This window comes from Paenibacillus xylanexedens (assembly GCF_017874615.1).
In the GTDB taxonomy this organism is placed as follows: Bacteria; Bacillota; Bacilli; order Paenibacillales; family Paenibacillaceae; genus Paenibacillus; species Paenibacillus xylanexedens.
This window is the reverse complement of the sequence record NZ_JAGIKV010000032.1, coordinates 34,419-47,522: the sequence shown is the minus strand read 5'-3', so window position 1 is coordinate 47,522 and position 13,104 is coordinate 34,419. Positions and strand designations below refer to the sequence as shown.

Here is a 13,104-nt window from a genome sequence, read left to right as displayed (position 1 = left end):
CACCTGTCTTGGAGCAAGAGTAGCGCATCCTACTTTACCAACAACATGCGCTCTAGTGATTCTCTGGCTTTGTCAGCAACGGCCGGTGGCACGTAGATTTGCGGCTTCATCGTTTCCAGGCATTTCACCAGTTTCTTCAAGTTGTTCACCTTCATGTTGGGACATACGAGGAACTTGGTAGCAAAGTGGAACTGTTTATCCGGACTATCCAGACGAAGCTGATATCCTGTACCATCTTCGGTACCTACGATAAATTCCTTCGCTGATGAATTTTTGCAATACTCCAGAATGGCTGTTGTGCTGCCTACAAAATCACCCATTTCTACAACCTCAGGGCGACACTCTGGATGGACAACGAACTCTGCATTTGGATGCTTGGCTCTCATCTCTACCACATCTTTGACTGTAAGCATATCGTGAGTGTTGCAGTAGCCTTCCCAGATAATCATTTTCTTGTCTGTATGCTGCTGCACATAATGTCCCAGGTTTTTATCCGGTACCCAGATAATTTCGTCGGAATCCACCGATTGAATAACCCGTACCGCATTCGCTGAAGTACAGCAGATGTCAGTCTCTGCTTTGATCTCAGCCGAGGAATTAATATAAGTAACTACCTTGGCATTAGGATGTTGTGCTTTCAATTTGCGTAGTCCATCCACATTCACCATATCTGCCATTGGGCAGCCCGCACGTTCGTCCGGGATAATAACTGTTTTATTTGGCGCCAGAATTTTAGCGCTTTCACCCATAAAATGAACACCACAGAAAACGATCACATCCGCATCTGTTTGTGCTGCCTTCTGGGCTAACAGAAACGAATCTCCACGGAAGTCGGCAACCTCCTGTACTTCGTCACGTTGATAATAATGGGCAAGAATAATGGCATTACGTTCCTTCTTCAACTCCATAAGCCGCTCACGCAGCTCGCGGTTCATCTCAGCCTTGCGCTCTAAAGCCAGAGCTTCCACCTGTGATCCTCTCCTTTATCGGGACAGCGTCATGCGCTGTTTCGTGGGCTAACCTAAGTCGTTATCTTCGCTTGAGAAACGAATCACAAGCGGTTTAACAACTAATTTACACAACGTTCACGACTCTGTCAATAAATGAAAAAGGCCCGGAACAGCGCTGTAATCACCTGTTTGCTAACTAGTTCGCCATCTAACTCCCGTTTATCTTTATCTATCCTTATTTAAAATAATGGATAAAAAAAGAGAGCCCCGAGGGCTCTCTTGATTTCACCTGCTATCATAGCCAGATGTATTGTGCATTAAGACGTTGGCTTCGTTCCGCCATCATCCGGGTTATTGTTATTACCCTTTTCCAGATTCGGAGCTTCGTTTGGAATATCTCCGGCTGGTGGCTCAGGCGTTTCATCTTTACCTTGAATACGAACACGCACATCACCGATGGTGTCGATGATTGGCTCTCCGCCTTCAGTTGGTGTGCCTTCACCATCATTGTCATTCTCTGCTTTTGGAGTCAAAGAACCTGTTTCGATCAATTGCTTGATCTGATCCATTTCCAAAGTCTCAACCTCAAGCAAAGTTTGAGCGATCAGGTGCATCTCTTTTGAATGTTTAACAAGCAAGTCCTTACACTTCTCATAACAGTCATTGATAAAGCGTTGCATTTCCTGATCAATCTCGTAAGCAATGGAATCCGAGTAATTCTGTTCATGACCGATATCCCGACCAAGGAATACCTGTCCTTGTGAACTTCCGAATTGCATAGGTCCCAATTTCTCACTCATACCGTATTCCATAACCATGCTGCGAACAATACCTGTCGCTTGCTGGAAGTCACTGTATGCACCAGTACCAATTTCTCCGATGAACAATTCTTCAGCTACACGACCTCCGAGAAGGCCGGTTACTTTATCAAGCAACTCGTTTTTGGTAACCAGCATACGGTCTTCTTTAGGTAACATGATTACATATCCACCCGCACGTCCGCGCGGAATGATGGTCACTTTATGTACCATATCGGCATGTTCCAGGAAGTATCCTACAATGGTATGACCTGCTTCATGATAAGCAACAATGCGTTTCTCGCGATCACTGATGACACGGCTTTTCTTCTCCGTACCAACAATAACACGGTCAATCGCTTCGTCGACTTCTTTCATGGAAATATCTTTACGGTTACGACGTGCTGCAATCAGCGCCGCTTCGTTCAAGAGATTTTCCAAATCTGCACCGGAGAAGCCTGTTGTACGTTTCGCGATAATATCCATCTTCACATCGTTGGTCAGTGGTTTATTACGGGAATGTACTTTCAGGACAGCTTCACGACCTCTTACATCAGGGCGGTCAACCGTAATTTGACGGTCAAAACGTCCAGGACGCAGCAAGGCAGGGTCCAAAATATCTGCACGGTTCGTTGCGGCTATGATGATAATACCTTCGTTAACTCCGAATCCGTCCATCTCAACGAGCAACTGGTTGAGTGTCTGTTCACGTTCATCGTGACCACCACCGAGACCAGCACCACGCTGACGTCCTACAGCATCAATCTCATCGATAAAGATGATACATGGGGCATTTTTCTTCGCATTTTCAAACAAATCACGTACACGTGATGCACCGACACCGACGAACATTTCAACGAAGTCGGAACCTGAAATCGTGAAGAATGGTACACCCGCTTCACCGGCTACGGCACGAGCGAGCAATGTTTTACCGGTACCTGGAGGGCCTACGAGCAATACGCCCTTAGGAATCCTTGCACCTACTGCTGCGAATTTACGAGGGTCCTTGAGGAAGTCTACAACCTCAACAAGTTCCTGTTTCTCTTCGTCAGCACCCGCAACATCTTCAAATGTAACCCGCTTCTTCTCTTCATTGTAGAGACGAGCACGGCTTTTACCAAAGTTCATTACTTTACCGCCGCCGCCTTGAGCCTGATTAAACAGGAAGAAGAACAGCAGGAACATAATGATCAAAGGAATAAAGGAAGTCAGCAACGTCAACCAGATGCTGTCACCTTTCATTGGCTCCTGATGATATTGGAAATTGTTAGTTTCACTTGCAGCTACAAGCTCACTAATTGCCTCATCCGTAGGAGGAATATACGTTGAGAAATTTTCTGATTTGGCGCCATCAGGTGCCTTCTTGTATTGACCGGTCACGAGATACGTTTGACCGTTGAATTGAACCGTCAATTCAGAGACATTGTTGGCTTTGATCGCTGCACGCAACTGATCATATCTAGGATTATCGGTGGCTTCGCCGCCATTGCTGACGAACTGGACTATCCCCACCACAACTAAAAAAAGAATCAAATAAAAACCAGAATTCCGGATGAACCGATTCATCCCCTACCTCCTCTCGAGACACTTTAATTATTTTAACATAGCCCGACATGGCTTCTCAACAGAAGCCAAGAACAGCTCAAGGCTTGGGTCGGGCAGGATATTAGCTACTATAGACTTCCGGCTTCAAAATCCCGATATAGGGCAGGTTCCGGTACTTCTCCGCAAAATCCAAACCGTAACCAACGATGAACGCGTCAGGAATGTCAAAGCCTGTGTAATGAGCTTCCAACTCAACTTTACGGCCTGAAGGCTTGTCGAACAGCGTAACCACACGCACCGACTCAGCACCGCGGTTTTCTAGCAGTTCAATCAGGTAGCTGAGTGTAAGTCCGCTGTCGATAATATCTTCGACAATCAGAACTTCCCGTCCTTCAACGGATACATCCAGATCCTTAATGATTTTGACAACACCTGATGACTTGGTAGAAGCGCCGTAACTGGATACCGCCATAAAATCCATTTCAACAGGTACCGTTATGTTTTTAACCAAATCAGCCATAAATATAAACGCACCCTTGAGCACACAAATGACCAAAGGATTGCGATTTGCATATTCGGCACTTAGTGTTGCGCCTAATTCCTTGACTTTACTCTGAATTTCTTCTTCACTGATCAATACTTCCTGAATGTCGTTCTGCAACTGTGCGAACCTCCTAAGTTATACTATGAAAGCCTTACCTGAACCATAACCACTACCCCTGAATCGCTGAATCGCCTACAGTCATGTACAGGATTGCGGAAGTGCCCTCCCTGACAGGGGCCACATTGGACCGTCGAACACCCGGTAACCAGATGATATGACCTGCTCCATCACATACCACAGGAATACGTGGACGGACAGATGGGGGGATTTTCTCATCGATGAAAATATTTTTCACCTTTTTGCTTCCGTTTAATCCCATCACTTTCATGGTATCTCCAGGTAACCGTGAACGCACAACCAGCGGCATAAGCAGTTGATCCGCATCAAACGCGGCTTGATCCGCCGATTCCGGTACATGATAGTCCTCGGGACTCACCGTCATCAACCGAATATACCGGTTAATTGGGGTGAGTGAAAGCTCATAAGTTCCACTCCATTGCGCAAGACGATACTCGTAAGATTGATCCTGTACGTCCGTCCGTATGCCAAAAGAAATCAGATTATACTCCCGAGTGCAGGCGAGTGTCTGTCCTATATCCAGGCTCCAGGTCGTCACATGGGTCTCCATGACCTTGTGCCGAATGGTTTCTATACGGGTAAAGTCGACAAAATCACTGTCCAAAGGCAGATAATTCAATATTAGTTTAATCAACCTTCGTTGTAAAGCGACATGTAACTTCAAGAAGGAAGGCACCTCAAAGGTTTGCCTTCCGCCGTTCACCTGCACTAGACACCTGTATGTGTCATATGCACTCTGCTCCATGAAATCGTCTTCATCACCCACAATTTCGGCAAGCCGATTCAATGACGGCGTGAGTTGTCCATTATACTGCCCCAAAAAAGGAAGCACATCCAAGCGAATGGCATTACGCCGATATTTACGCAGGGCGTTGCTCTCATCATTGAAATACATAAAACCCTGGGTATTACAAGCTTCTACAAGGTCTGTCTTGTTTATACGAAGGCATGGACGAATAAGTTCCACATTTTTTTCTCGTCTTTTAAACTTCATTCCTGAGAGTCCCGACAAGCCGGTTCCACGAAGCAAATGAAGCATGACCGTCTCCGCCTGATCATCCGCATGATGTGCCAAAGCAATGCTTGCCGCATTATATTTGGTAGCTACTTCGTGCAGAAAAGCATATCGCTTGTTGCGTGCCGCTTCCTGTGGTCCTTGACCCGTCAGCTCCATATATGAAGGTACATCGGCCTTGGTCCATTCAAATGTAATACCAAGCTGCTGTGCCAGTACCATCATTTTCTCCGCTTCGTCATCAGATTCAGTCCGGAAGCCATGATGTACATGGGCACAGATTAATTCAAGCGGGACATGCCGCATGCTGATCTCGTGCATGATATGCAAAAAAGCTACCGAGTCCGGCCCGCCCGATACTGCGACGACAATCCGATCCCCGGGAACCCATAACCGATGCTCTTCCGCTGCATCCAGCACGTTCTTCACCAGCATGCTCCAGCGTAAAGCCTCCATACCTGTTCCTCATTCCTTGCGTTATGTATATGCACTCTCACAGATCAGAAAAGTAGTGCATAGATGAGCACTCCAATAAGTAATATCACAGATACAGCGAATGCGTTCTTAAGCCAGCGCGGTGTTGTACTTTTGGAACGACGGCGAAGAGGCGTGGGGCGTGCCATCATTTCCTTCCATCCTTGTGCCGCATGGCCTGCATCACGAAACTGACCTCGTAAAGCCTGAATCGTCCAGTTGCGAAAAGGACCCAGTCGTTCACTGCGCTCCACCAGCGCTACGAGCTGATTCACACTTCGCAGTTGCGGTAATCCTTCGGCTGCCAGTGCCTTGAGCGCGTCTGCTTCAAGTACATGAATCAATAATAATGCAAATGCAAATACATCATAGGTACCATCTGCCGTACGACTGCCTGCATTCCAGAAGCCCCGATCATACCATTCGGTGAACTGTTTGACGCTTCGACCAATCGACGTAACTCCGCCGTAGTCGATCAATTCCACCTGCCCATAGTCGGATACTAACACATTCTGAGGTTTGAGATCACCAAACACCCATCCCGCCTGATGCAATTGTGCCAGCTTCTGCAAGAGTCTAAGTCCCACCAGAAGTGTCCAGTCTGTCCCCTGACGCCGAATGAAGTGATGAAGTGCCTCACCTCTAACGTAACGCATCACATAAAAGGGAATATCCCGGCCGCGAACGGCATAATCATCCACATCTTTAAGATAGGAAGGAATGCCGCTCTGCCGAAGGGCCTCATGATTACGCTGTAGTTGAAAAGATTTGAGTACATTGACTTCCGATTGCAGATCAACCGGATCAAATCCCATTTTTAGCGCGTAGTGTTTGCCATTTTCACCCCGTTGGACAAGAAAAACGATGCCATTAGCTCCTTTGCCCAGTAGCTTCCGAATCGTGTAACGACTGCGATTCCATTTCCCTGTAACCACTGTTCCTGGCGGGAAAGAGGCGTCAGACAACGTTGTCACCGAGCATCCCTTCTCTTTCAATGCGATAGTTCCCTTCTATTTCCTGCTGTTTCTCCAGTGTACCATAACGGTAAAAATCAATCACCTTCTGAATTGCAGGACCTGTCGGCGTTGCACCCTTCATCTGCAAACGTCCAAACAGGGACCGAACACGGCCTGGATCTGTTGTCCAGTCAATATCCATTACCGCATCTTCTCCACTGTGCCGTCCCGGAAAATGAAATACGGAAAGCTTGCTCTGACCTATACGCGCCTGCAAACTCAACATTAAATCGCGAATGCCTTCTTCTACCGCAGCCAGTTTGGGCTTCATGCTGGCACTGACGTCTATTAACAATATAACCTGTAAGGCTGTAGTTTCAGCCATATCATCCATCACTTCCACGACCCGGGCGCGTTGTGCAGGCTCCAGATCCGTTACCGTTTTGGGCTCCTTCTCTCCCAAAATTTGTGTTAACTCTCTATTAACCGCCTGCTGAATGGTCTGAACCACCGTTTTCCTTGTCATCATCTGCATGGTATGGGCAAGCTGCCGTGTACCTACAATTTGGCTGATTCCACCTCCGGCTCTGGCAATATCCTCGATCTCCCGGCTGCCCAGCTCACCAATGGTTCCATAATCAATCACACCAACCACATTAACCGTAATCCCCTCTTCCTGCGCTTCGGCCGCTGCCAGCACCGGACTTGGTCCTACATTGGAACAACCGTCGGTGATCAACAAGATTTGCTTCATCCGATATCCCTCCGTTATTCGTTACTCTCCAACTCTATGACTAGCATTGCCAGAATGAAGAGACTTCAAACAGAAGATTATGCAATTAACTGACGGTGCGCGGACGCTCCATCCGGTTGATGCCAGGCACACGCAGTGTGGCCCATTCAGGACGGAAATGCTCTACTTTTCCAACAACGACGGTCATATCATCCAAAATTTCATGTTGCTGATATCTTATGACACTTTCAAGCAGACAATCGGCCAAATCTTGCGGATCATCTGTATCAATCTCTTGAATGAGGCGCTTCATCCAGAGCTCTTTGTTCACCGCATACCCCGGTGCATCATAGATGCCATCCGTCATCATAATGAGAATATCACCTGGTTGCAGCTGTACCGTCACCAGATCCACTTCAATATCCTTAATAATACCGATCGGCAAATTACTGGCTGAAACTTGAATAACCTCCTGTCCTCGTTTGATAAAACTTGGCGTCGATCCGATTTTCATAAACGTTGTCTCTGCCGTATATTCATCGATCAGCGCCATATCCACTGTGGCATACATCTCCTCAGGGGAGCGCAGCATCAGAACGGAGTTCACGGACTTGATCGCCAGTTTCTCGTCCATGCCGGACTGTAGCAACTGTTCCAGTATGTTCAGCGCCGCGCTGCTCTCCATCCGTGCTCGTTCTCCATTGCCCATTCCATCACTGAGCGCCACCGCGAATGTACCGTTGCCTAACTCAACCGTACTGAAGCTGTCGCCTGACATCACATCTCCCCCTTTTGCGGCGGCAGCAACACCCGTGGTAACCTCGAAGGTTTTGGCCGAGCCAAACGTTACAGTCGCGAGTCCCTGACGAGGGTCGGTCATGGTCTCATGCAAGACGGCGATATGCTCGTCCAATACATCCGAGATCAGCGGAGCAATCATTTTCCGGCACTCATCAAATCCCCGTGTATACGCATGTACAATCTCAATCTCCACATGGCCCGCTTCCAGATTGATAATCTCAATGGAATGAATGGACAGGCCCAGTGACTCCAGTGCATCACGAATCTGCTCCTCCTGTTGCACCATCTCCTCACTTTCCCGCTGAATTTCTTTGGCCAGGTCCTCCATGACCTGGGATACACCGGACAATTGCTCGGCAACCAGCTGCCTGCTATCAATAATTTGACGCTTCCATTGCATGTTATGTTGATGCAGTCCATACTGGGCACGCATGACTTCAAGGACCTCTTCCGGTTTCGCACACACCCTGTTCCAGTCCACTGGTATCTGCTTGCCTGAGATCTCCGGGTTTCCTTCAATCGTACTCATTACGTCCGTCATATATTTGTAGGTTTGAATAAACTTTGCATCCCAGCATTGTGTACGCTTGAAGCAGCTTGCACATGTGCTCTCGGCAACCGCATTCATGAAATGGTCCATTCCACCTTCTTTCTGTACTTGTTCGCCCGCCCCTGACATCTGATCGAAACTGCGTGACAGTTGACGGAATACCTGCGAGAACCGGGTTACCCGCTCTGCCGTGACATCTCGTATCCGTTTGGCATACTCATGCTGGGACTTCGTGTGATCCTGCGTACCCGGCACATATTTGGATATCGCCGTCAACATGCCCTTAGGTGTCAACATGAACAGAACGATAGCTGCACATGTCTCCCATAATGAGTTCATCACATCGCCCGGTCCGCCCAGGTATATCGAAAGAATGGATGACCCAAGCAGCATACCCAGTGCGACTGCCGCACGTTTGCCCTCTCGAAGCATACCCGCCAGCATCCCGGCAAAAGCAAGCAGGCTCATCTGATACACCGCTGACATGTCAGCCAGACTAAGAATCAAGCCGGTAATGACCCCAACTGAGGCTCCGAGGGGGGCTCCGCCCACCAGCGCAAAGATTAATATGAGATAACGGGAGAGCATATGCTCGACGGATAAAGACTGAATGGTCCACCCTACTGCTCCCGTCATAACTGAAGCGAGCAATATGATCAGGCAGAGGATCTCCTCGTTCTTTAGGCTGAACTTTTTTTTGCGATAGGTGAAGATCGGTATGGCTTGTATAAAAACAAGGGTGAGCACGAAGCTTAATATCGAATCCATCGTGAGCATCAGCATGGCGTACCAGCTGAAGGATGGTCCAATCACGACCGCGAATAATTTGACCATAAATGTAGTGGTAAACACCATCGTCGGTGCATAAGATAATTCAGCACGATCATATGACTCCAGACCGCGGAAGAGCAGATAAAAGATGGCGATCTCCGATGCAACAATGAGTGGTACTGGAAACGGTGCAAAGAGACTACCTGCGAGTAGCGCGGCGCCTACTGGAATGATGTAATCCCTGCGCATGAAAGCAATTACGGCGAAGTAAGCAATGGCAAAGGGAGATAACTCATTCAGGATCATCGCCTTTCCGAGCAGAAATCCCATAAACGTGAGCAGCAGTACCCATTTTCGGGAAGCAACCATCTGGACAGCCTTGCGGGAGCCAAGCCATTGTTTCAGACGTACCGACAGCTCCTCCCGAGCTTCCGTACCTCCTTTACCTGCTTTCATTCCCGGAAATTGAATGACATTCCACTTTTCCATCATCCTCAAGGCACCCCATTCGATTAATTTGAATTTTCGTGTTTCGTTCTCGATGGTTCTGATTATAGATAGATTAGAAGACGTAGTTTGTCAGAATAGGTGAGCAGGGTCCAAAAAGTTTACGACAAAAGAAACAAGCTTGGCGCGGTGGAGCGAAACCCCCGGCCTTATTGTGGTTTCATTCATTCTCCTACTTGATTCCGACAATCGGAATGTCTGATTTTGAACCGGAGATGGTTTGGTCTCGCCATCATTTGAGCAGGATAACTGTGGAATGCCACGGAAACCTGTCGGTAAAAAATGGTAGACGACAAATGTTCTTATGGTTCCATTTTGCCGTGCAGAAAAACTGGGGATATGGAGCTTCACCTTACAAAAAAAGCTATTCACCTGCTCATATGTGAAAGAAACGCAAAAAAAACCGTTAGCCCATGGGCTAACGGCTTTACTTATATGTTTAGATCAGGTTGTGACAGATTACACACGCTTGGCTCCACGGCCTCCGCGTTTGCCTTCTGTGTTCTTCTTAAGCGAAGAGATCCGCTCTTCACTATCTTTCAGGAAGCGTGACATTTTATCCTCAAATGAAGGTTTGCCTGCTGCGGGCTTGAAAGAACGGCCTCCGCGGTCACCACGGTTAAATCCACCGCCGCCGCCACCACGACCTTGGCCACCACTAGGGCCTCCGCCGCTGAATCGTTCGCGATCTCCTCCACTGCGTTCCGGTCTAGGAGCTCTCGGGGGTCTGGATTGTGTTTGTTGCTCAACCGGTTTGTCAACAGCTTGCTTAATGGAAAGTCCGATCTTGCCATCCTTGTCAACGTTGATAACCTTCACTGTAACGAGGTCATTCAGCTTCAGGTGGTCGTTGACATCTTTGACGTAATTGTCGGCGATTTCCGAGATGTGAACGAGACCCGTGACACCTCCTGACAGATCCACAAATGCTCCAAAATGCGTGATTCCTGTCACCTTGCCCTCTAACTTGGTGCCCACTTCAATTGCCATAGAATAAAATGATCCTCCCTTAAAAATATACAACCCGATTTTTTGAATGCCAAAATCAATGCTGCGCTAATGTAATTATACATTATGCCGTAAACCAAGGTCAACTGAACACTACCCCATCAGAGAGCCTATTTTTTCCGGTTTAACGACTTCAGACACACGGATAACAAATCTAGCTCGGTAATGGACCGAATTCCATCAGTTCCCTGACTCTTCAACCTGGATCGGCGTTTCCTCAGGAAGATAATATCCTTTTTTCCGTGCCAGCTGTCCTATGTATTCAGGGTCATTCAACCGGCTGACCTCGTACTTCAACTGTTCCAGCTTCTTCAACGTATCTTCCTTTGAAGCTTGCTGAGTGGCCAGATGAGAACTCTTGTCCGAAATTTGTGCAGTCTGCACAAGGAATGTATATCCTGCCCATATTACAAATACAATCATAAACGTCATCCAAAGCATGAGGCGCCTTTTTGCACCGGCAGATTTTCCTTGGTTAGTTGGAGCCTTTGATCTGCCCACAGGTGTTTTACCCATTACGGACCTCCTTAAAACCAGCGTTTCCACATCGCTGCAATTCTTGTACCCACACGGATCATGAAGCGTGGCGTTACCCAATGTTTCAGGAGAGGCCTAAACATCCAGCGGAACAACTTGCCGAAAGGTACCAAACATTGCAGCACCAGCCTGCCCAGGAATAATAGTATCGCAATTACAAAACCGAATAATACGCGAATTAACTTATAAATTCCTTTAGCCGGCATAACGATCAGGATGTTAAGGATATGTCCACACCAATGAATCAGCGTTCTTGCGAGTTTAATTAACATTACCACAAAACGCTGGGTAGTAACACTTAAAAGCCAAAAATAGAAGCAAACCCCTATAATCAGCCCCAAAAAGACATAAAACCGCAACTGTCCGTGGTTTCCGGCGTATAGCATCCGAAAAACGAACAGCGCGGAAGCAACCCAGTACAACAGATCGAGTGTGTGAATACTCCACCTCGGAAACCGCAGCTGTCCGGACAGTACCCGGTAACTGTCGTAGGCCATCCCCATCACGACCCCCGAAGTAAGCATCCACATCAATGTGATCCATTGAGTATCCGGACTCATCGGAACATCTTGCCAAACAGGCCTTTACCGTTTTTGGACTGGGAACCGGGGTCCAGATATTGGAGCGAACTGACTGTGCCTTCAATGGATAACAGACCTTCCTCCAGGCTCAGGTTTTTGATATGTAAATTGTGCCCCCGGATGGTCAGATGCCCAAGTTCAGTCTGCAGCAAAAATTCCTCACTGTCGAAGCTCTCCACGTTGGAGACACCCGTCAGATCCAGCAGTTTCCGATTCTGCATGCTCAGATGATGCTGTTTGGCCTTACCGTGCTCAACCATGGCATGTACCCCTCCTTCTTACACCTAGCTTATGGATGTGGAGGTTGGAATAGAACCAGCGTTGTTGAACAAATAACCCGGCATCCAGTAAAAACAAAAACGCCCTTCCCTGTTACAGGAGGACGTTTCGATTCAACTTGCATTGAATGAATATTCAATACCAGATGTACTGTTACCAGTTCATCCCGTTATCCTTGGCGATCGGCTCTTCCTTCACCAAGGTGTAGAGGCTGCTCGCCTCATCCTTCTTGGTACTCTCGGCAATTCGTTCCACCCTCACGGTGACCAGTTTCTGACCGAACTGAACCGTCAGCTCATCGCCCACTTTGACAGCGGCGCTGGGCTTTGCTTCACGTCCGTTCACCAGAACACGTCCCTGTTCAGAGACGTCCTTGGCCACAGTGCGGCGTTTGATTAGCCGGGAGACCTTCAGGAATTTATCAAGACGCATTATTTTACGGCTTCTTTAAGTTTGTTGCCTGCTTTGAATGCAGGAACAGTGGACTCAGGAATCACGATTTCATTCCCTGTTTGTGGGTTACGTCCGGTACGACCGGAACGTTTGCGGGTCTCAAAAGTGCCAAAGCCGATCAATTGTACTTTGTCTCCGCTGGCAAGTGCATCTGTAATTTCTCCCAAAAAGCCGTTCAATACGGACTCAACGTCTTTTTTAGTCAAACCACTTTTGGTTGAAATGTTGTTAATCAGATCTGTTTTGTTCATTTTTAAAAGCCTCCCAAATTGAAAAAAAAGTATCTGCGATCCCTGACAATACATCGATTGTCGCTGGTTCGCGTTAGGTCACTACACATGTATTCTGGCTTGGCATCTGAAATCCTGCCTTGGTCCGCGACTTTTTTTAGCTTTTTGTCGATGGTCCGCAGGGAACAGTCTAAGACCAGTACCCGAAACCATCCGTCGTTAAACACCAACCCCA

General features: G+C 47.7%; 13 protein-coding genes. All 13 read right to left on the bottom strand.

Translation table 11 applies throughout. The features are described from left to right. Window positions 1-29: 29 nt before the first annotated feature. Entirely contained in the window at window positions 30-968 is a 939-nt protein-coding gene (gene nadA, locus J2Z28_RS28020) for a quinolinate synthase NadA (protein WP_017691350.1), read from the bottom strand. Window positions 969-1,267: 299 nt separating this feature from the next. Continuing rightward, window positions 1,268-3,313 carry an ATP-dependent zinc metalloprotease FtsH gene (gene ftsH, locus J2Z28_RS28015; RefSeq protein ID WP_100528131.1) on the bottom strand — a complete coding sequence of 682 codons (2,046 nt, stop codon included), beginning with the start codon at window positions 3,311-3,313 and terminating at the stop codon, window positions 1,268-1,270. A gap of 100 nt (window positions 3,314-3,413) precedes the next feature. Continuing rightward, on the bottom strand, window positions 3,414-3,953 hold the full coding sequence (gene hpt / locus J2Z28_RS28010) for a hypoxanthine phosphoribosyltransferase (RefSeq protein ID WP_017691352.1): 540 nt from the start codon (window positions 3,951-3,953) through the stop codon (window positions 3,414-3,416). Between the two features lie 52 nt (window positions 3,954-4,005). Next, a complete protein-coding gene (gene tilS, locus J2Z28_RS28005) occupies window positions 4,006-5,445 on the bottom strand; it encodes a tRNA lysidine(34) synthetase TilS (RefSeq protein WP_211085372.1) in 1,440 nt (479 codons plus the stop codon). Window positions 5,446-5,489: 44 nt separating this feature from the next. After that, window positions 5,490-6,437: a serine/threonine protein kinase gene (locus J2Z28_RS28000; protein WP_211085371.1), complete on the bottom strand. Its 948-nt coding sequence runs from the start codon at window positions 6,435-6,437 to the stop codon at window positions 5,490-5,492. Then, a complete protein-coding gene (locus tag J2Z28_RS27995) occupies window positions 6,421-7,173 on the bottom strand; it encodes a VWA domain-containing protein (protein WP_091018321.1) in 753 nt (250 codons plus the stop codon). The genes J2Z28_RS28000 and J2Z28_RS27995 overlap by 17 nt, the downstream gene beginning before the upstream one ends. Before the next feature lie 85 nt (window positions 7,174-7,258). Further along, on the bottom strand, window positions 7,259-9,766 hold the full coding sequence (gene spoIIE / locus J2Z28_RS27990) for a stage II sporulation protein E (RefSeq protein WP_211085370.1): 2,508 nt from the start codon (window positions 9,764-9,766) through the stop codon (window positions 7,259-7,261). Between the two features lie 474 nt (window positions 9,767-10,240). Beyond that, a complete protein-coding gene (locus J2Z28_RS27985) occupies window positions 10,241-10,771 on the bottom strand; it encodes a S1 domain-containing RNA-binding protein (RefSeq protein WP_017691357.1) in 531 nt (176 codons plus the stop codon). A 198-nt stretch (window positions 10,772-10,969) separates the two neighbouring features. Next, window positions 10,970-11,305, bottom strand: a complete 336-nt coding sequence (locus tag J2Z28_RS27980; RefSeq protein WP_017691358.1) for an FtsB family cell division protein — start codon at window positions 11,303-11,305, stop codon at window positions 10,970-10,972. A gap of 11 nt (window positions 11,306-11,316) precedes the next feature. After that, complete coding sequence (yabQ, locus tag J2Z28_RS27975) at window positions 11,317-11,886, bottom strand: spore cortex biosynthesis protein YabQ (RefSeq protein ID WP_017691359.1); 570 nt, start codon at window positions 11,884-11,886, stop codon at window positions 11,317-11,319. Next, window positions 11,883-12,167 (bottom strand): sporulation protein YabP, encoded by a 285-nt coding sequence (yabP, locus tag J2Z28_RS27970; RefSeq protein WP_036606119.1) that lies wholly within the window; start codon window positions 12,165-12,167, stop codon window positions 11,883-11,885. The genes yabQ and yabP overlap by 4 nt, the downstream gene beginning before the upstream one ends. A 172-nt stretch (window positions 12,168-12,339) precedes the next feature. Next, window positions 12,340-12,618 carry an RNA-binding S4 domain-containing protein gene (locus J2Z28_RS27965; protein WP_017691361.1) on the bottom strand — a complete coding sequence of 93 codons (279 nt, stop codon included), beginning with the start codon at window positions 12,616-12,618 and terminating at the stop codon, window positions 12,340-12,342. Continuing rightward, window positions 12,618-12,890: an HU family DNA-binding protein gene (locus J2Z28_RS27960; RefSeq protein WP_017691362.1), complete on the bottom strand. Its 273-nt coding sequence runs from the start codon at window positions 12,888-12,890 to the stop codon at window positions 12,618-12,620. Before J2Z28_RS27960 ends, J2Z28_RS27965 begins: the two co-directional genes overlap by 1 nt. Window positions 12,891-13,104: the final 214 nt, after the last annotated feature.